The sequence below is a fragment of the Actinomycetes bacterium genome (assembly GCA_024222295.1).
In the GTDB taxonomy this organism is placed as follows: Bacteria; Actinomycetota; Acidimicrobiia; order Acidimicrobiales; family Microtrichaceae; genus JAAEPF01.
In genome coordinates this window covers 173419-191448 of record JAAEPF010000033.1, presented here as the reverse complement: position 1 = coordinate 191448, position 18030 = coordinate 173419, and the positions used below count along the sequence as shown (strand labels likewise).

The 18030-nt window shown below is 69.1% G+C and carries 20 protein-coding genes; 7 read left to right on the top strand and 13 right to left on the bottom strand.

The window, feature by feature from the left end:
* Positions 1-111 precede the first annotated feature (111 nt).
* Positions 112-1137: a TIGR00730 family Rossman fold protein gene (locus tag GY812_12130; protein MCP4436225.1), complete on the top strand. Its 1026-nt coding sequence runs from the start codon at positions 112-114 to the stop codon at positions 1135-1137.
* 5 nt (positions 1138-1142) lie between these two features.
* Here the strand turns inward: GY812_12130 and GY812_12125 are convergent, their stop codons facing one another.
* Genes GY812_12125 through GY812_12110 form a run of 4 tightly spaced genes read right to left on the bottom strand, consistent with a single transcriptional unit; the run spans position 1143 to position 4991 of the window.
* Positions 1143-1346: a hypothetical protein gene (locus tag GY812_12125; protein ID MCP4436224.1), complete on the bottom strand. Its 204-nt coding sequence runs from the start codon at positions 1344-1346 to the stop codon at positions 1143-1145.
* A complete protein-coding gene (locus GY812_12120) occupies positions 1346-2533 on the bottom strand; it encodes a (Fe-S)-binding protein (GenBank protein ID MCP4436223.1) in 1188 nt (395 codons plus the stop codon). Before GY812_12120 ends, GY812_12125 begins: the two co-directional genes overlap by 1 nt.
* Entirely contained in the window at positions 2530-3489 is a 960-nt protein-coding gene (locus GY812_12115) for an FAD-binding protein (protein ID MCP4436222.1), read from the bottom strand. Before GY812_12115 ends, GY812_12120 begins: the two co-directional genes overlap by 4 nt.
* A complete protein-coding gene (locus tag GY812_12110; GenBank protein ID MCP4436221.1) occupies positions 3486-4991 on the bottom strand; it encodes an FAD-binding protein in 1506 nt (501 codons plus the stop codon). The genes GY812_12115 and GY812_12110 overlap by 4 nt, the downstream gene beginning before the upstream one ends.
* A gap of 67 nt (positions 4992-5058) precedes the next feature.
* On the opposite strand from GY812_12110, the gene GY812_12105 reads away from it, so the two are divergent.
* The 3 genes from GY812_12105 to GY812_12095 all read left to right on the top strand — a co-directional run bounded on the left by GY812_12105 (position 5059) and on the right by GY812_12095 (position 7658).
* The gene (locus tag GY812_12105) at positions 5059-5784 is read left to right on the top strand and encodes a hypothetical protein (protein MCP4436220.1); all 726 of its coding nucleotides are present in this window, start codon (positions 5059-5061) and stop codon (positions 5782-5784) included.
* 66 nt (positions 5785-5850) lie between these two features.
* Complete coding sequence (locus GY812_12100; GenBank protein MCP4436219.1) at positions 5851-6786, top strand: AAA domain-containing protein; 936 nt, start codon at positions 5851-5853, stop codon at positions 6784-6786.
* Positions 6783-7658: a hypothetical protein gene (locus GY812_12095; GenBank protein MCP4436218.1), complete on the top strand. Its 876-nt coding sequence runs from the start codon at positions 6783-6785 to the stop codon at positions 7656-7658. Before GY812_12100 ends, GY812_12095 begins: the two co-directional genes overlap by 4 nt.
* A 30-nt stretch (positions 7659-7688) precedes the next feature.
* Here GY812_12095 and GY812_12090 read toward each other — a convergent pair whose 3' ends face one another.
* A complete protein-coding gene (locus GY812_12090) occupies positions 7689-7883 on the bottom strand; it encodes a hypothetical protein (GenBank protein MCP4436217.1) in 195 nt (64 codons plus the stop codon).
* A gap of 136 nt (positions 7884-8019) precedes the next feature.
* Here GY812_12090 and GY812_12085 point away from each other — a divergent pair, with 136 nt between their 5' ends.
* From GY812_12085 to GY812_12075, 3 genes are read left to right on the top strand one after another with little or no spacing between them, the layout of a single operon-like run.
* Positions 8020-9714, top strand: coding sequence for a DUF3459 domain-containing protein (locus GY812_12085; protein ID MCP4436216.1), 1695 nt, complete (start codon positions 8020-8022; stop codon positions 9712-9714).
* Positions 9714-10538 (top strand): sulfite exporter TauE/SafE family protein, encoded by an 825-nt coding sequence (locus tag GY812_12080; GenBank protein MCP4436215.1) that lies wholly within the window; start codon positions 9714-9716, stop codon positions 10536-10538. Before GY812_12085 ends, GY812_12080 begins: the two co-directional genes overlap by 1 nt.
* On the top strand, positions 10535-10819 hold the full coding sequence (locus GY812_12075; protein ID MCP4436214.1) for a hypothetical protein: 285 nt from the start codon (positions 10535-10537) through the stop codon (positions 10817-10819). The genes GY812_12080 and GY812_12075 overlap by 4 nt, the downstream gene beginning before the upstream one ends.
* Before the next feature lie 15 nt (positions 10820-10834).
* Here the strand turns inward: GY812_12075 and GY812_12070 are convergent, their stop codons facing one another.
* The 8 genes from GY812_12070 to GY812_12035 all read right to left on the bottom strand — a co-directional run bounded on the left by GY812_12070 (position 10835) and on the right by GY812_12035 (position 17959).
* The gene (locus GY812_12070) at positions 10835-11989 is read right to left on the bottom strand and encodes a ribonuclease D (GenBank protein MCP4436213.1); all 1155 of its coding nucleotides are present in this window, start codon (positions 11987-11989) and stop codon (positions 10835-10837) included.
* Positions 11982-12290, bottom strand: a complete 309-nt coding sequence (locus GY812_12065) for a rhodanese-like domain-containing protein (protein ID MCP4436212.1) — start codon at positions 12288-12290, stop codon at positions 11982-11984. The genes GY812_12070 and GY812_12065 overlap by 8 nt, the downstream gene beginning before the upstream one ends.
* Before the next feature lie 59 nt (positions 12291-12349).
* Positions 12350-12922 carry an NTP transferase domain-containing protein gene (locus tag GY812_12060; protein ID MCP4436211.1) on the bottom strand — a complete coding sequence of 191 codons (573 nt, stop codon included), beginning with the start codon at positions 12920-12922 and terminating at the stop codon, positions 12350-12352.
* Positions 12923-12933: 11 nt separating this feature from the next.
* A complete protein-coding gene (locus GY812_12055) occupies positions 12934-13374 on the bottom strand; it encodes a DUF3151 domain-containing protein (protein ID MCP4436210.1) in 441 nt (146 codons plus the stop codon).
* Between the two features lie 10 nt (positions 13375-13384).
* Positions 13385-14446, bottom strand: a complete 1062-nt coding sequence (locus tag GY812_12050) for a patatin-like phospholipase family protein (GenBank protein MCP4436209.1) — start codon at positions 14444-14446, stop codon at positions 13385-13387.
* A gap of 9 nt (positions 14447-14455) precedes the next feature.
* On the bottom strand, positions 14456-15247 hold the full coding sequence (locus tag GY812_12045; GenBank protein MCP4436208.1) for an alpha/beta hydrolase: 792 nt from the start codon (positions 15245-15247) through the stop codon (positions 14456-14458).
* Positions 15248-15252: 5 nt separating this feature from the next.
* Positions 15253-16677 (bottom strand): pyruvate kinase, encoded by a 1425-nt coding sequence (pyk, locus tag GY812_12040; GenBank protein MCP4436207.1) that lies wholly within the window; start codon positions 16675-16677, stop codon positions 15253-15255.
* A 97-nt stretch (positions 16678-16774) separates the two neighbouring features.
* Entirely contained in the window at positions 16775-17959 is a 1185-nt protein-coding gene (locus GY812_12035) for an acyl-CoA dehydrogenase (GenBank protein ID MCP4436206.1), read from the bottom strand.
* Between the last annotated feature and the right edge of the window lie 71 nt (positions 17960-18030).

Sequence of the window (18030 nt, the reverse complement as noted above, 5' to 3'; positions counted from 1 at the left end):
GGGGGGCGATCAATGCTCCAGCGGGCCGGCCGCCACCGAGGCCGCGGGATCTCTCCTAGCGGTCCGCGGTCCGGTCCCCGCAACATCCGCACGGCGTCATAGCCTGACGCCATGGCATACAGCACAGGCGACGAGGCCCTGGACAACGCAGCGAGGGCTCTGTTGACCGAGGCGGGGTTGGACCCCGACGACCGGCAGCTGTTCGAGATGACGATCTCCGTGCTCCGCATGGGCAGGGAGAATGCTGACCGGCTGGACCTCAAGATCGTCTCCACCACGCTGAAGGAACTGCGGTACTCCTTCGAGGTGTTCGCGCCTTACCGGCACATCCGCAAGGCAGCCGTGTTCGGCTCAGCGCGCACACAGCCGGGCGACCCGGCCTACGAATCGGCCATCGCCATCGGTTCGGCGCTCGCGGACGTGGGATGGTCGGTCGTGACCGGGGGCGGACCCGGGATCATGACCGCCGCCGTGGAGGGCGCGGGCGGCGACAACAGCTTCGCGGTGAGCATCCAGTTGCCCTTCGAGAAGGACGAAGTCGCCTCGACCCTGCCGCCCGGCAGGTCGGTCAACTTCCGCTACTTCTTCAACCGCAAACTCACCTTCATGAAGGAGTCGTCGGGCTACGTGCTTCTTCCGGGTGGCTTCGGCACCCTCGACGAGGCGTTCGAGCTGCTGACACTGCTGCAGACCGGCCGAGAGATGCCAGCGCCCGTGGTGCTGTTCGAACCCGAGGGTGATGCCTACTGGCGGTCGTTCCGGCACTTTCTCGACGTGGAACTGGCCGATGAGGCGCTGGTGCTCCCCGAGGACCTCGACCTGTTCACCATTACGTCCGACGTGGATGAGGTTGTCGAGGTACTCGAGCTCTTCTACCGCCGTTACCACTCGATGCGATACGTGGGCGGGTACCTGGTGCTCCGGCTCAACACACCGGTGTCAGACGACCTGCTGGCGCACCTCAACGCCCAGTACGCCGACCTGATCGCAGCCGGTGAGATCAAGCGGTGCGAGGCCAGTCGCGTCGAGGTCGACGATGATGACGCTGCCGAGTTGCCAAGGATCAGGTTCCGGTTCGTGGACTCCCGCTTTGCGCGCCTGCACGCGATGATCCGCGACATCAACAACGCGGACTGAGCCGATCAGTCGAAGGTGTCGTCGGGTTCAGCGAGCAGGTTGGCCGCCTTTTCCACCGCACGCCGCGCACGCGTCAGCCGCTTCTCGTCGATGGGCAGCTCGTGGCCGCCGGCATCTATCGACTCGCGAAGGCGCATGATCGCCAGGTCTGCCAGTTCCTCCCCGATCGCCTCCAGCCTCGCGCGTATGTCGTCGAACTCCCCTGCCATCACGTCCTCGCTTCGTGTCGCCCGCCCGCAATCCGCTGGGCGATGATCTCCACCGGGTGTGCCACCGTCAGGCCGCAGGCCTGCAGGTGCATGGCGCAACCGGGGTTGGCGGCGGCGACCAGCGCGGCTCCGGTGGCGCGCACCGCTTGTGCCTTCGATTCTCCCATGACCGCTGCCTCGGCCGGTCGGAGCACCGAGTGGGACCCCCCGGCACCGCAACAGATGTCGTCGTCAGCGACACGGCGCACGTCCGCGTATCGGTCGAGAAGCGACTCCATGGCCTCGACGGTGGGCGGTCCGGCGACGTTGCGCATGTGGCACGGCACCTGGAGCGCCACGACAGGCGCCGCAGACACGGGCGGGGGCGGCAGCGCGTCGCGATGACGCCACAGGAACTCGTTGACGTCGACGATGCGTTCTCCGAGTGACCGCACTGCCCCCGGGGCATCCTCGTGGCGTGCCGCCTCCAGGATTGCAGCCGTGCAACCTGCTGAGTCGGACAGCACGGGCACCTCCGGGGGCAGCGAACCCGCAAGAGCCTCGAGCTGGCGATCAGAGAGCTCATGCAGACCGCGGTGGGCTGCCAACGCGCCACAACAGCCTGCGGTCGGCTGCAGGGCCACGCCGAGACCGGCCGACGCCAGCACCTCGACCACAGCAGCATGCACGCGGCGTTGGGATGCGTCCATCACGCACCCGGTCAGGAGCACGACGTCGCTTCCGGTACCGGCCAACCGGCTCTGGCGGAGCGGAAGCGGGGCCATGTGGGTGAGCGCCGCAATGGGGAGTCGCAGGCGTTGCCCGACCGCTGCGGCGACCACTGCCAGGCGCAAGAGGCGCGGCCGGTCCAGCCGTGACAGCGCGGCTCGTTGCCACCACGGAACCCTGCCCGGGCCGCGCATCTCGGCAAGCGTCTGAGCAACAGGCGCCAGTAGTTCGCCGTACTCGACCCCTGATGGGCACGCGGTCTCACAGCCGAGGCAACCGACGCACGAGTCGATCGACTCCACGAATCCGCCGTCGATGCGGGCCGCACCGCTTTCGACATCGCGCATCGCGTCGATGCGTCCCCTCGGCGAGCGCGCCTCCTCGCCGGTGGCCCGCCAGGTCGGGCAGTGGGGCAGGCAGAGCCCACACTGCACGCAGGAGGCAAGCTTGTCGGCATCTATGCCGAGAGGCCCGCTCACGGTGCCACTCCGCCGCTGCGGGCATCCAAGTCCGCGCCAAGGGGCGACCGGCCGGGGTTGAGGCGACCATCTGGATCGAAGCGCGCCTTCACCTCGCGGTGCAGATCGAGGACGCGTTCTGGCAGCGGGCCGCGCTGCTGGGGCACAGCGCAATGCACGACACCGACGCCGATCTCCGCCACCCAGCTACCGACCGCGGCCGCCTCCATGGCAGAGGCCGGCTGCACCAGTGATGCGGGGTCGACACTCCAGCGGTGTGGAGGCAGCTCCGGGGGGCCCCCGACGTGCTCGCCACACCCTGCACGCTCGAGGTCACGGCGTTGCGCCGCCACGTCGTCGTGATGGCCGGCCAGATGCACCCAGCTCGACTGCCCATCGGTCAGCACAGCCGTTGCGTTGGCTGCGACAGCCGCGGCCACCTGGGCATCGCACCCGCCGCGCAGCCATGCCTCGGCGGGCCAGCGGGGCCGCGTCCGTAGCGTGACCTCGGCCAGCAGGGCCAGCGTGCCGAGTGATCCGGTGAACAGGCGGCACAGGTCGAATCCAGACACGTTCTTCACGGTGGCACCCCCGGCCCGCACGGGTCGACCGGAGCTGTCCACGGCACGGATCCCGAGCACGCTGTCACGCATCGGGCCCACGGCTCGCGAGTGCAGCCCGCTGTGACCGACCGCGACGGCCCCGCCGACCGTACCGCCGGGGCGAACCGGCAGCAGCGTCGTTTGCCCGGAGGCCGCGAGGTGCTCCTCCAGCTCAGCGACCGGCATGCCGGCCGAAACGGTCACCGTTAGCTCGGTGATGTGGTGCTGCAGCACCCCGGTGGGCGCGTCCAACAGCCGGGTTCCGGGATTCAGCCGGCCGCCGAAGTCACCCATGGTGGCGCCACCGCGGACCGACACCGGACCTTCGTTGCCCACCTCGGCTGCAAACCGCTCGAGGACGTTGTCCGCGCTCACACCCACAGGCCCGCCTCCGCACTGTGCGCAGAGCTCCTGATTGCACCGAGCTCCCCGCACCCGACGCCCTCGGGCAGGACCTTCGCCGGGTTGGCATGACCCAGAGGGTCGAATGCGCACCGCAGGCGCGCCTGCGCCCGGAGATCTTCGGGGCCGAACATGGCCGACATGTGCTCGCGCTTCTCCAGGCCGATCCCGTGTTCGCCGGACAGCACTCCTCCCGCGGCCAGGGACACCTCCACGATCCCCCGGCCGGCGCGCTCGACGCGCTCGAGTACGCCCGGCTCGCGGGCGTCGAACACGAGCAACGGATGCAGGTTGCCGTCGCCGGCGTGGAACACGTTGAGCACGGTCAGGTCCTCCGCTGCGGCCACTTCACGCACCTGGGCGAGGACCTCCACGAGTTTGGTGCGGGGCACCACAGTGTCGTGCAGGTAGTAGTCGGGAGCGATCCTGGCCACCGCACCGAAGGCGCTCTTGCGGCCCTTCCACAGGGCGTCGCGCTCAGCGGCATCAGCGGCCTCGCGAACCTCGCGGGCGCCGCGGTCTGCGGCAAGGGTGCGCACGGCTTGCGAGTCCGCCGCCACGGCTGCCGGCTGGCCTTCCAGTTCCACCAGGAGCACCGATGCCGCATCCCTCGGGTAGCCCGCACCGCAGAAGTCCTCGACAGCTGCGGCAAGCGGTCCGTCCATCATCTCGAGCGCTCCCGGCACGATCCCGGCCGCGATCACATCGGACACGCAGCCCGCCGCCTCATCGAGGTCGTCGAAGGTGCACAGCAGGGTGGAGAGAGACGCCGGCAACGGCACCAGTCGCAGCAGGGCAGCGGTGGCCAGACCGAGTGTGCCCTCGCTGCCCACGAAAGCTCCTCGCAGGTCATAGCCGAGGGAGTCCGGCTCGGGCCCGCCGAGCTCCACCACCTCGCCGTCGGCAAGCACCACCTGGAGCCCGAGAACGTGAGCACTCGTGACCCCCAGGCTCAGGCAGTGTGGACCGCCTGAGTTGTTGGCCACGTTGCCGCCGATCGTGCATGCCTGCTGACTGGACGGGTCGGGTGCGAAACGCAACCCGTGAGGCGCGAGCAGCCGCTCGAGGTCGAGGTTGAGCACCCCGGGTTGGACCATCGCAGTGCGGTTCACGGGGTCGATACCCAGAACCTCGTTCATGCGCATGGTCGAGATGACCACTGGTGCATCGAGCGGCACCGCACCACCGGCCAGTCCGGTGCCCGCGCCGCGGGGCACGAACGGCCTGTCGTGACTCACCGCCGCGCGCACACATTTGGCCACTTGGCCGGTCGACGCAGGCAGACAGACCGCGACGGGTGGCTCCCCGCGCATCAGCGACGCGTCGTGGCCGTAAGGACGAAGGGCAGCGGTGTCGGTGAGCACGCGCTCAGCGCCGAGCAGGCCGATCAGTTCCGCGACCAGCGGGTCGGCGGGTGCAGGCGGCCCAGCGGAGCGACGAAGGGCGCGCCCGACGCGGGCCAGTTGCTTTGCCATCGGGCGCATCGCCGCACAGTACCGGCGTGTGGCCTGCGTGGTCCGCACCGCTCGGTAGTCTTCGGCGGTGACAGGCGACCAGACACGGGCGGACTGGCTTTCGTTCGAACACGACGGCGACACATGGATGTTCGACCTCACCTTCCTGCTGAGCAACTACCGGTGCATCTTCGGAGAGGGCTGCAAGGGCGTGCACGAGGAGGACACCGAACACCTCGGGCATGGCTGCTGCTCGCACGGTGCGCACTTCGCCGACAAGGCGGACCGCAAGCGCATCAAGGGACTCATCGAGAGACTCGATGATTCGCAGTGGCAGTTCCGTCGCGAAGCCACGGAACTGGGCGGGGCGGTGTTCCGCAACGACGACGGCGAATGGGTCACCCACACCCACGACGGCGCCTGCATCATGCTGAACCGTGACGACTTCGAGCGCGGCGTCGGATGTGCGCTGCACATCGCTGCGTTGGACCACGACGAGCGCCCGCTCGACTGGAAGCCCGAGGTCTGCTGGCAGTTGCCACTGCGGCTAACCCACCACGTCGATGAAGTGGAGCACTCCACCCAGACGCTGCGCGAGTGGAAGCGCCGCGACTGGGGTGACGGCGGTGACGAGTTCCACTGGTGGTGCACCGACAGCCCTGAGGCCTTCGTCGGCGACCGGACGGTGCTCGAGACCATGGCCGAGGAGATCCGCGAGATGATCGGTGATGACGTCTACGACAAGCTCGTCGCGGAGGTCGCCCTCCGCGAGCAATCGGGCACCTGGGTGCCGCATCCGGCCGTGCGCCGCTGAAGCTCCCTACGGCTGCGTCGCAACGGGTTGCTTCAGTATTCGGCCGCCGGTGCCGATTGGACTTGAGTGACTTCCTTTACCGCGCCAGACCTGTCACGCCTCAGTGAAGACCGGGGCCTCATCTTCCCCGATCATGTGGTCGACCAGCTGGTCGCCGCTCTCGAGGCCGGCAAGCACGTCATCCTCACCGGTCCCCCGGGCACCGGCAAGACAACGCTGGCCTACCTGGCGGCCGAACTCGGTCGCCACGCCATGCTCTGCACCGGCTACCAGCCGACAACCGCCACCTCGGAGTGGACCACCTTCGAGACGATCGGCGGCCTCCAGCCGACTCCGGAGGGGCTCATCTTCCGCCCCGGGCTGTTCGTGGAGGCGATCCAGAGCGGCAAGTGGCTCGTGGTCGACGAGATGAACCGGTCGAACTTCGACCGCGCGTTCGGCCAGTTGTTCACCGTGCTGTCCGGTTCCGCAGTCGTGCTGCCCTACCGCAGGTCGGGCCAGGTGATGCCCGTGTCCATCGTGCCCCACGGCGTGGATGTGCCGGAAGGGACCGACCCGATCCGGGTTCCTTCTTCCTGGCGGATCATCGGCACCATGAACGCAGTCGACAAGAACCTGCTGTTCGACATGTCCTACGCACTCATGCGTCGCTTCGCATTCATCGAGGTGAGCCCGCCTCCGGACTCGGCCTACGAGAAGCTGCTCGAGGGCGGCGGTGAGATCCTCCGCGAACTGCTGCCGCTGCGGCGACTGAACAACCTCGGCCCTGCCATCTACGTCGATGCGCGGCGCTACGTGGAACGCAGGGTCAAGGACGAGGTGGAGCCCTCTCGCCTGCTCTACGAGGTGTTCTACGGGTTCTTCCTGCCACAGTTCGAGGGCATCGACGAGTACCAGGCCGTCGAGCTGTTCAACGAGGTCGCACCGCGCATGGAGGCTGCCGAGCAGGCGGAGACGCGTCGGGTGATCGAGGAGCTGCTCGGTGAGGAGCTCATGGTGTGAGCACAGCGGCCGCCTCTGCGACTGCGCAACTCTGGGACCGGCGCGACCGCAGGGTTCCGGCTGTCGCCGCGGCCGCTGCCCTGACTGGTGTCAAGGGAGCAGTGCTGCGAGATGCGGCCAAGGTGTCGTTTGCGGCATCGGTGGAGTGCGAGTCGATCCTGTCGGGCATGGACACCCGGGTGCGTGCGCTGCCCATGGAGCTCGGCACCGAGCTGGAACGTTGCGTGCACGAGGTGCGCGGCCCGGTCATGTGGTCAGAGACGATCACTGCGCGCGCCAACGCCTTCGGCGACGAGGACGTGTTCGTGTGCAACACGGTACGCAAGGGTTACGACGGCGCCGAGAACCGGCTGCTCGTGTGGCTTCTGAGCGAAGCCGCACATGCATTCCGGGCCGTGAGGGGCCCGTTGGGCGAGTTCATGAGCGCGGGCGACTGCCGCCGCATCGAGGAGATCGCCATCACGGCACGCAAGTGGCGGCTGTCTCCTCGCCTCGCAGGCGTGTCACCGAACCGACCGAGTGCACGCGAGATCTCGCACATGCGTGCCGGCCGTCACGCAGACCAGGTCGAACCGCTGCTGACCGGCCGACGCCGGCTCGTGCAGCCCTTTGTCGCCTCTGACATAGAGGACCTGACAGACCAGGCGACCACGGCGCTGCACGTTGGCGTGCTCGAGATCTTCGAACAGGTGGCAGAAGCGCTCGGCACCGAGATGGTCGTCGGTTTCGCCAACGGTGCCCTGCGATGCGGGCCGGTGTCCTTCAGGCATCCATCCGCGTCGTCCAGCGCGCCGGCTGGCCTGAGTGTGCAGGGAGTCCTCGTGGACGACCTGGATCAGGCCATCGAACTGGCGCGGGCCGCGACCGGCTGAATCTGCGGGCTGGGCGAGCCGGGGCCGCGTTCAGCTCTGGTCGTCGTCGGCGTAGCGGTCGTAGTCGCCGTATTCGTCTTCGGTGTCGCCCGAGCTGTCGCCGTCGTCGGCAGCGGGCTCGACCGAGTCGCCAGAGATGTCGTCGAAGATGCTCTCGATGTCGAGGTCGCCGCCGCGCTTGAGCGCACGGGCTTCCTCGTACCGACGATGCCGACCCTTCTTCACGGTTTCTCCCGTTCCTGAACCCGTGCGGCGCGCACTTCTGCCAAACGGTTGCTTGTCGGTTTCCCGGCTGTGTTCGGGAAACGGCCACGATCTGTAGGGGCCGCCTGGACCGCATGTCCGGACCGGGGGCGACCGAATGCAAGAGTGTAGCGCGGGGTGGGCGAATGGTCATTGTCACCGTCGCACCGCTCAGGGTGTGACATTTGTCCGCACAGCAGCCCCACAGTGGTCCGGATCCGGGCCGGAGGACATCGAGTTGGAACACGACGATCAGCCAGGTGGATGGTGGAACGAGGCAGTCATCTACCAGATCTACCCGCGCAGCTTTGCCGACTCCGATGATGATGGAACCGGGGACCTCGAGGGGATCGTGGGTGCCCTTCCCTACCTCTCCGACCTCGGTGTGGACGCCATCTGGCTGTCACCCACCCAACCGTCCCCGATGGCCGACTTCGGCTATGACGTAGCCGACTACTGCGGCATCGACCCCGTGTTCGGCACCCTCGACGGGTTCGAGCGTCTCGTCGCAGCCACCCATGAGGCCGGGATGCGCCTCGTGATGGACTACGTCCCCAACCACACCTCGGATCAGCACCCGTGGTTCACAGCGGCCAGGTCCGGGCCCGAGGACCCGAAGAGGGACTGGTACGTGTGGCGCGACCCCGGCCCCGATGGAGGTCCTCCGAACAACTGGCGCGCCGCGTTCTCGGACTCCCCGGCGTGGACACTCGACGACCGCAGCGGCCAGTACTACCTACACCTGTTCCTCTCGGAGCAGCCCGACCTCAACTGGGAGAACCCAGCGGTCCGCGAGGCGATGGCCGATGTGCTGCGGTTCTGGATGGACCTGGGCGTCGACGGATTCCGGGCGGACGTGGTACACGCGATCGGCAAGGGCCAGGACCTGCCGGACGCATCCGAGGACCTGGCAGGCCTGCCGGCGTGCATCTTCGACCAGGGCCCGGGCACCCACGATGCGATCAGGCTGCTGCGACGGGTGGTCGATGGCGACGAGCCCGGCGTCCACCTGCTGCTGGGCGAGACCGCCGTGTTCGATCGAGGCCAGCAGCTGAGCTACCTCGGTCGCGGCGACGAACTCCACCTCGGGTTCAACTTCCTGGCTCTGCACACGGCCTGGGAGGCCGATCGCTGGCGAGCAGAACTGGATGCGGCCTACGAGGGCCACGACGCGATCGGAGCATGGCCCACCTGGGTGCTGTCCAACCACGACGTGCCGCGCCACCGGTCCCGCTACGGAAGCGATGCGCGGGCGCGCGCCGCGGCGGTGCTGTTGCTCACGTTGCGCGGCACGCCGTTTCTCTACCAGGGCGAGGAGCTGGGGCTCAGCGACGCCGTGGTGCCGCCCGACCGGGTGCTCGATCCGGGCGGTCGCGACGGTTGCCGGGCACCCGTGCCCTGGACCAGGGACGAAACCGGTGGGTGGGGCCCGCAGTCGTGGTTGCCGCCTCCGCCGAATGCCGCGGAGCTCAGCGTTGCGGCCCAGAGCGGTGACGGGTCCTCGATGCTGGAGCACTACCGCAGCCTGCTGGAGCTGCGGCGACGTTGTGACGTGCTGAGGCGTGGCACCATCGAGCTGCTCGACTCCCCGACGGGGACCCTTCGATACCGCCGCAGCATCGGTGGGGCCGTCAACGGCCCCACCGACGTGGAGGTGGCGATCAACTTCACCGATGGCCCCGTTGACAACGCCGTGTCGCCCGGGCGGACACTCGCGACCTCGATCGGGGAATCCGCAGGTCCCGCCACCACGACCCTGGGGGCCGACGAGGCGCGCGTCGTCGAAGTGGACGGCCTGCGGAGCGGCGCCTGATGCCCCCGGCACCGGCGCTTCTGCTCCTCGGGCTCGCCACGGCGTTCCTCGGGGCCGTCGGTGGAATCGGCGGGGCCACCCTCCTGGTTCCGGTGCTGCTCGTCTATGGGATGGATGTGTTCGAAGCGGCGCCACTCGGATTGCTGGCTGTGGCGGCCACCTCCCTGGCGGCCTCGGTGCGTCAGCTAGAGGACGGACTGGTGCACCACCGGCTGGGTCTGACCGTCGAGTCGGTGGCCTCTGCCACTGCTGTGGCAGGAGCACTCGTGGCCGCTTCGGTGCCCGACGTCTGGCTGGCGCGGATACTGGGCCTCGGTGCCCTCGCCGGCGCCGCGGCGACCCTGGCTCGTCGCGGGGTGCGCAACCTGCCCCAGGACGCCTTCGCAGACGACTCTCCCGGCGAATGGCCCGGCACCCTCGGCGGCACGTACCACCACGGGGGCGCAGCGGTGCCGTACCAGGCCAGGCGCGTTCCGGCCGGCCTGTCGGTTGCGGCCGTCGCTGGGGCCATCTCGGGCATGGCGGGGGTGGGCGGAGGCTTCCTCAAGACACCGGCCATGAGTGAGGTCATGCAGATCCCGGTGAAGGTGGCGGCAGCCACCTCCACCTTCACCATGGGTATCACCGCTGCGGCCGGCCTGATCGTGTTCGCGGGCCAGGGCAGGGTGGAGATGATCCCAGGGGTCGCAGTGGTCCTGGGGGCGCTCGCCGGTGCCGGAGCCGGCGCCCGCGTGCAGACCTCGTTGCCCGCGACCAACGCTCGGCTCGTCACCGGAGGCCTGCTCGCCGTGGTGGGATTCGTGGTGATCGGACGGTCGCTGTGAGCGCGCCACCGGATCCACGCGAGGAGCGCTATCGCCCTCTCGTGCGGCTGCTCATGGCCGGGATCATCGGAGTCGGCCTACTCGGCGTGGTCGCCCTGTTACTGGGCGAGGACCGGGGCGAGGGTGTGGCCGTCGTGATGGTCGTGCTGCTCGTCGGGTTGCCGCTGGTGCGCGTCGCATGGTTCGTCGGCCGCTGGTTCAGGCGCGGAGACACCAGGTACGCCATGGTCGGCGTGGCGGTGCTGTGTGTGCCGTTGGTCGGCTATCTGCTCAGCCGCTGACAGGCCTGCCGCGGGTCAGTCCTGGCGGTCCACGAGCACCAGGCCCGTGCCCTGCTCGAACGCCAGGGCGGCCTCGCCCGAGACGAGCCGACGGATCGGCTCCCCCACAATCTCGGCGCGCCAGCCCTTTGACAGCCGCGCATCGGGGCCGCCGCGAAGCAACTCCTCGAGGTCGTTGCGGGTGGCCAGCAGTGCCGTCTCGATGTCGAGGTCCTTGGCCCGCTGGTTGACCCAGGCGGAGATCAGGGGCACCACCGGGCGCAGTTCCGAGGACAGCTCCCCCGCCGGACGACGACTCTTGCCGCTCGGCCGGGCACCCTTGGAGCTCTGGACGATCTCGAGCAGATCATCGCCACCGCCGCCCTTGAGCACCCGCCCGTCGACGCCACGAAGGCCGCGCAGCTCCTCGATGGTCGAGGGCGCCGATGATGCGACCGACACCACCCCGAGGTCCGAGAGCACGAACCGGGGAGTCACGTCGGTCTCGGCTGCCTTGCGCTCGCGCCAGGCAGCCACCCTCTGGGCAAGCGCCAGGCGGGACCCCTTCAGGTGACGCACCTCCTTGATGCGCCTCCATGCCTCCTCGGGGTCACGCGGGCCTCGGGGGTCGGTGCGCAGGTCCTCGCACATCTCCTCCGCCCAGACCGTGCGTCCACGCTCCTCGAGCTGCCCGGTGAGCCGGTCGTGAAGTGCGAGCAGGTATGCCACGTCGTCGGCGGCGTAGGCCAACTGGCGCTCGGTGAGGGGTCGCTTCAGCCAATCCGTGAGCCGGTCCGCCTTGCCCGTGCGAACACCGAGTTCGCGGTCGAGCAGGGTCGACAGCGACGGTGACGTGTAGCCCAGGAATCCCGCCGCAAGCTGCGTGTCGAGCAGTCGTGCCGGGATCGTGCCACATGCCTGCTCGAGCACTTCCATGTCCTGGCGCGCAGCGTGCATGACGGCGAGGCCCGGTCCCTCGAGGACACCGGCAAACGGTGCGAGGTCGACCTCGAGGGCGTCGACGAGGCTGACACCGTGCTCGTCGGCTATCTGCACGACCGCGACGTGCGGGAAGTACGTGCGTTCGCGGTGGAACTCCGTGTCGATTGCGTACCGGGGCGCGTCGGCGAGCCTCGCTACGAGCTCACCGAAGGCGCGGTCGCTCTCGATCAGGTCGTAGTCGTCAGCCACCGGACTCCGTGGGACGACCGCTGCCGACCCATGCAATGGTGCCGCCGGCGACGTTGACGGCGCTGCGGCCGGCGGCCTGGATGATCTCGCACGCCTTGGCGCTACGGCCTCCGCTTCGGCAGATCACGTAGAGCTCGTCGCCGTCGGGAATGTCGGCCAGGCGCTCAGCGACCTCACCGAGGGGAATGGCGACCACGCCGGGCACGCGCACCTCGGTCAACTCCTTGGGCTCGCGAACGTCGAGCAGGACTGCGCCCGCTTCGAGGCGAGGGGCCAGGTCATCGACGGATATCTGCTCCATGGACTGCTTGTCTCCGCATTGGGGGTCGGTTCGTCAAGGCTACCGGCACAGGGACGTGCCTACGGAGTTGGGGGGCCGTCGAAAGGCGAATCGATGTCGCGGACGCGCTCGGGCACCTCGGGGGTGACCGGGTGCAGCAGGTGGCCCAACAAGGCGTGCATGGACGCGCCGGCGGCCGTGTCGGCTGCTGCGATCTCGGCCACGCCATGGGGGCCCATGGCCACCAGTGACCATTGGGGTCGGTCCTCAACCGTGTAGGCCGCGACCGGGCTGCCGTTGGCCACCTCCCGCATGAGAGCCCGGACATCGCTGTGCTGCAGGCCGGGGAGATCGCACGCTGCCACCATGAGGCCACGGCCGGCAGCTCCCGCGGCCATCGCGGCTGCCCGGTCGGCGAGCGCGCTCGCCGGGCCGGCACCCGGCCGGGTGTCTGCGACGTGATCCCAGCCGAGAGCGGCCACATCGGCGCCCCCGCCCACGAGCGTCACTGGTTCACACCCCGCCCCGGCCAGGGCACGCGCCACCCGCGTGGCCCACGGCGGCTCGCCCATCGTGGCCTTGTCTGTGCCCATCCGCCTGGACTCGCCACCGCAGAGAACGAGTCCGGACCACTCGAGGGAGTCGCTGCCCATGGCGGACGGGATCAGGCTGGTGGCGGGAACTCGGCGGGGTCGAGCTGGTTGAGGAACTGCGCGCAACGTTGCTCCTCATCGGTCTCGCCGATCGCGGCCGCGCACCGCTGCAGTCCCTGCAGGCACGACAGGAACCCCTGGTTGGGTTCGTGGGCCCAGCGCACATAGCCGCTGCCCCGCCAGCCCGCTCCCCGCAGGGAGTCCAGACCGCGGTGGTAGCCGACCCGATAGGCGGCGTAGGACTCGATGTCGTCGCGACCCAGCACCCCGAGTTGGGCCCACGCTGCCTGGTAGCGCGGCCAACGTGCGGCAACTGCGGCCACGGCATCACGCCGCTGGTCTGCGGGTAGCGCAACCGCATCGGCGAGCGCTCTGGCGCTGGCCGGGTCAGGCTCTGGCAGCTCGGTCTCCGGTGGGCCTGATCGGCTGAGGTTCACGGGCGCATCGCTCATTGGCGGAACACTACCGGTGGTCCTCCCGGGTCGTGTCGTCGCCACCCGTGGCGTGCTCGTCCTCCCCGACGCCCGGCTCCCCTGGGGCAGAGTCCTGTTCCGGCATCTCGTCGCCCAGCACGATCGCTCCTGCGGGATCGACCGCCGCGGCTTCAGCAGCGTCGGTGCGTCCCCGTCCAGTAGGCAGGCGCAGTCGTCCAAGCCTGGATCGCCACGAGGCTGCGCTGCGCCGCGCCTTGATCTCGCCCGCCCTCGAATCCAGGAAGGCCCAAGTCGTCGAGTAGCCCTGGTCAATGAGCGCCGCTGTCTCGCTGAAGTCGTGGTACTTGAGCTCGGGCCTCTCCCCTGGCGGCAAGACGATGGCCTCCACGCCTTCGGGTAGGGCCGCGAGGTCGCGCGCGAAGCGGCTGTTGCGCGCAAGCCAGTAAGCCAGGAGCGCGCCGTCGAGGGGACGGCGGATGTCGGCGTCAGGCCGGCCGTGGGGCCCTACCTGGATCACGAACAGGCGCGTGCAACCCAGTTCCACCGCCCGTGCGATCGGCACGTTGTCGACCACACCGCCGTCGACGTACCGCACCCCGTCGATCGTGACCGGTGGGTAGACCGCGGGCAGGGCAGCGGACGCCATGATGGGCTCCACGAGGTCACCCGCTGTGAACCAGTGGGCCATTGCGGTGTCGACGGTGGTGGCAACGCATTCGAACGGCAGGAGCAGCTCGTCGAAGCGCCGCTGGTCGCCCAGCATCGTCTCCACGCTTTCGCGCAGACCGCCGTTGTCGTGAAGGGAGGCGCCCTTGCGCAGCAACTGGAGCGCCGAGGGCAAACGCGACGACGGCATCAGTGTCGGCGAATCGATCGACATCCAGTTCTCGGCCATCCGGGCAACCCCGGCCTGGGTCGGGGCGCGGGCATAGGTGGCGCCGTTGAGGGCGCCGACCGAGCAGCCGAGGACCAGGTCCGGCACGATGGCGTGCTCGGCGAGGGCCTGGAGCATCCCGACCTGCAGCGCGCCGAGGTTGCCTCCGCCGGAGAGCACGAATGCGGTTCGCTCGGAGCGTCGCCGCAAGGCCATCACAGCAGCTCAGCTGAGCCCGCTGACCCAGCGGGAGAACTCGTCGGGGTGCGAGAGGTGCGCTCCGTGGCCGGCGCCCGCGACCTCCTCGATCGGGCTGCCCGCCATCTCGGCCATCGCAGCGGCCGCCGCCCTCAGCCGCCACGAGCTGAGCTCGCCGCGCGCCACATGGGCCGCCGCCCGCAACGCTGCGAAGTCCACAGCGGCGTCGGCTTGGCGCGCGGCCGCCAGCTCGCCCACCAGGGCCGGCCCCTCGGCGAGGCGATCGTGCCTGTCTGCGTCGCGCAATCGTTGCCACACCGCGTCACCCACCATGGCCCGGTAGAAGAACTGTGCCGCCGCGGCCGGTCCCTCCCGCCTTGCCACCGCGAGCGTCACCTCGCCGGATCCCTCGTCGTCGGACTCGAGCCATGGCATCGGCGCCTCGAAGGCTCCCAGTGCCTTGAGGGGCAGCCCGTCGAGGGGGCCCGCTCCCGCGTTCAGGGCTAGCAGTCCGCCGAGGCTGTGGCCGACCACGACCAGGTTCTCCGGTTCGGCCCAGTGGGCGACCTCGCACAGATCCTCCACGTGGGCCCGGAGGTCGCGGGCGACGCCGGCACCGATTGATCCCGCATACCCGCGACGGTCGTACGCGATTACGTCGTGGTGGCCCAGGCGGCGCATCGTGCGCCCGAAGCTGGCGGCGCGATCCATGGCTCCGTGTACCAGCAGCACGGTCGCCCGGGGGTTGTCGGGGCGCCGACGCGTCACCGCAAGCCCGGACACCATGTGCTGGCTACGCGGCGCTGGGGGCGCGCTCATTTCGCTCAGGGCACCTGGGCGAGTCGCAGCATGTCGGTGGAGCGGCCGCCGGTTCCCGCGAGCACGGCCACGATGTCGCCGGAGCGGATGTGGCCGCCTTCGCGGGCAGCCACGATCATCTCCTCCATTGTCTCGACGTTGTCCACGTGGCCGGACGCGAGCACGGGCACGGTGCCCCAGCTCAGCGTGAGCTGGCGCACGGTCCGCTCGTTGGGGCTGAACCCGATGATCGGCATCCGGGGCCTGAACCTGGCGATCGAGCGCACCGTGAAGCCGGAGTCGCTGATGCACAGGATCGCCGATACGCCCATCTCTGTTGCGGCGCGCCAGGTGGCTGCGGTCATGGCATCTGTGATCCTGTCGCCGCCGTCCGGCAGCACCTCGGCACGCAGCTCGCGGATCTGTCGGGCCCACATCTCGTAGTCGAACTCGGCGTCGGCACGCTCCGCCACGCGCGACATCGTGGCCACCGATGCCACGGGGTCGTGGCCGACGGCTGTCTCTGCCGACAGCATCACGGCCGAGGACCCGTCGAAGATGGCGTTGGCAACGTCGCTGACCTCCGCACGCGTCGGCGCGGGCGCAGTGATCATCGATTCGAACATCTGGGTGGCGGTGATGACCGGTTTGCCCCCGGAGATGCAGTCCCGCGTGATCTGCTTCTGGATGTGTGGGAGCTCCTCGATGCCGAGTTCCGAGCCGAGGTCGCCGCGGGCGATCATGATCGCACCGGCCGCCTCGATGGTCCCTTCGCGGTTCTCGCCCGCGGCGCCAGTCTCGCTCTTCGCCCCCAGCAGCGGGCCGCGCGGGTAGGGCGCGGTGCCGACCCGCCGGATGTCGTGTGCCGAACGCACGAACGAGAGCGCAACCATGTCGACCCCGGCGTCCACGAACGCATCGAGCATCCGCAGGTCCTCAGCAGTGGGCGACGAAATGCTGAGGCGGTCTGACGGTATGTGGAGCCCGGGGCGTCCCTGGATCGGGCCGCCGTTGGCGACCATAGCCTTGGCGCTGTCGCCGTCAATCGACTCGATACGCAGAACGACACTTCCATCGCCGACGGCCATGGAGTCACCGGGTTGGATGTCGCGCAGCAGGTTCCCGTAGTCGACACCAACCACATCCAGGTCAGACTCGCTGCGGCCCGGCACGACAGTGAACCGGTGCCCGGTCGCCAGATGTTGTGGGACATCGCCGAAGTTGGCGAGCCTCACCTTCGGTCCGGGCAGATCGACGAGGACACCCACGTTGCGACCGTGCTCGGCCGCGACGCTTCGCACCCGGCGGTAGCGCTCCATCACCTCGTCCAGGGAGTTGTGGGCCAGACCGAGACGCGCCACGTCCATCCCGGCCTCCATCAACGCCGCCAGGGTGCTGCGGTCATCAGAAGTCGGACCGATGGTCGCGACGATCTTGGTGCGTCGGCTCATGGCCTCCACGGTATTGGCTGGAGCCGCTCAAGCCGTACAGCCCCCCTGGGGCCGAGCCGGCCGGCTGCTCATGCCGCGGACGTGGCAGGCCCGCCGATCAGCTGCGCGGCACCTCGGCCCAGGGAAGCTCCTTGTCGACACGCACGTCACCGGGCAGGCCCAGCACGCGCTCGCCGAGGATGTTCTTGAGCACCTCCGAGGTGCCGCCCTCGATGGAGTTGGCACGGGCACGCAGGAAGTTCTCCTGCTGGTCCTCGCCGAACAGGCCGCCCTTGGTCGGGTGGTCCTCATAGGAGGCGTATGTCATGCCGGCAGGACCCATCAGGTCCACGACCGCCTCGTAGATCGACTTGTTGAGTTCGGCCATCGCCAGTTTCGCGACCGACCCCTCGGGCCCGGGAGTGCCGGAGCGACGGTTGGCGGCGGCGCGCAGGTTGGTGAGACGACTCACCTCGGCGTCGACCCACAGCCGCATGACCTTGTCGCGGCTGACGGGATCCGATGATCCGCAGGTCTGCCAGGCGTCGACGAGATCAGCGATGGGTCCCGAGCCGCGCGGTGGGGTGCCGCCACCGATCGACACGCGCTCGTTCATCAGCGTGGTGATGGACACCGCCCAGCCGCGACCCGTGTCGTCGAGGCGCATGCTGTCGGGGACACGTGCGTCGGTGAAGTAGACCTCGTTGAATTCGGCGTCACCTGTCATCTGCCGCAGGGGCCGGGTCTCGACGCCGTCTGCGTGCATGTCGACGATGAAGGCCGTGATTCCGCGGTGCTTTGGCACGTCGGGGTCGGTTCGGGCGATCAGCAGGCCGTAGCTCGAGATGTGCGCAAGCGTGGTCCAGACCTTCTGGCCGTTGATGATCCACTCGTCGCCGTCGCGCTCGGCCTTGCACGCCAGTGAAGCCACGTCCGAGCCGGCGCCGGGCTCCGAGAAGAGCTGGCACCAGATGTGCTCGTTGGAGAACAGCGGCCGCAGCATCTGCTTCTGCTCGGCGCTGCCATGCACCTGCACCGCGGGGCCGCACATGCCGTAACCGATTGGGTTGGCCATGCCACCGATGGGTCCGCCCGCCGACGAGATCGACCGCAACACGTTTCGCTGCAGCTTCGGTGACACGTCGAGGCCACCCTCGCCGACCGGAAAGTGCACCCAGGCGAGCCCGGCGTCGTACTGCGCCTCCAGGAAGGCCTGTTCAGGTGTCGCCTTCGGGTCGTGTTTCGCGATCAGTTCCGCGGTGGCCTCTGCCACCATCTGCTCGTCGGCCGTCGTATCGGTCATCGCAGCCCCCTTCGTTCTCCCCGACCGTACTTGACCGACCGGTCAAGACAAGTGGCGGCGGCCGCGGATCG

Bases quoted from the DNA above. Each gene is read 5' to 3' on its own strand.
- GY812_12130 (MCP4436225.1), top strand. From the start codon at position 112: ATGGCATACAGCACAGGCGACGAGGCCCTGGACAACGCAGCGAGGGCT.
- GY812_12125 (MCP4436224.1), bottom strand. From the start codon at position 1,346: ATGGCAGGGGAGTTCGACGACATACGCGCGAGGCTGGAGGCGATCGGG.
- GY812_12110 (MCP4436221.1), bottom strand. From the start codon at position 4,991: ATGGCAAAGCAACTGGCCCGCGTCGGGCGCGCCCTTCGTCGCTCCGCT.
- GY812_12085 (MCP4436216.1), top strand. From the start codon at position 8,020: ATGCAAGAGTGTAGCGCGGGGTGGGCGAATGGTCATTGTCACCGTCGC.
- GY812_12080 (MCP4436215.1), top strand. From the start codon at position 9,714: ATGCCCCCGGCACCGGCGCTTCTGCTCCTCGGGCTCGCCACGGCGTTC.
- GY812_12065 (MCP4436212.1), bottom strand. From the start codon at position 12,290: ATGGAGCAGATATCCGTCGATGACCTGGCCCCTCGCCTCGAAGCGGGC.
- GY812_12060 (MCP4436211.1), bottom strand. From the start codon at position 12,922: ATGGGCAGCGACTCCCTCGAGTGGTCCGGACTCGTTCTCTGCGGTGGC.
- GY812_12055 (MCP4436210.1), bottom strand. From the start codon at position 13,374: ATGAGCGATGCGCCCGTGAACCTCAGCCGATCAGGCCCACCGGAGACC.
- GY812_12050 (MCP4436209.1), bottom strand. From the start codon at position 14,446: ATGGCCTTGCGGCGACGCTCCGAGCGAACCGCATTCGTGCTCTCCGGC.
- GY812_12045 (MCP4436208.1), bottom strand. From the start codon at position 15,247: ATGAGCGCGCCCCCAGCGCCGCGTAGCCAGCACATGGTGTCCGGGCTT.
- pyk (MCP4436207.1), bottom strand. From the start codon at position 16,677: ATGAGCCGACGCACCAAGATCGTCGCGACCATCGGTCCGACTTCTGAT.
- GY812_12035 (MCP4436206.1), bottom strand. From the start codon at position 17,959: ATGACCGATACGACGGCCGACGAGCAGATGGTGGCAGAGGCCACCGCG.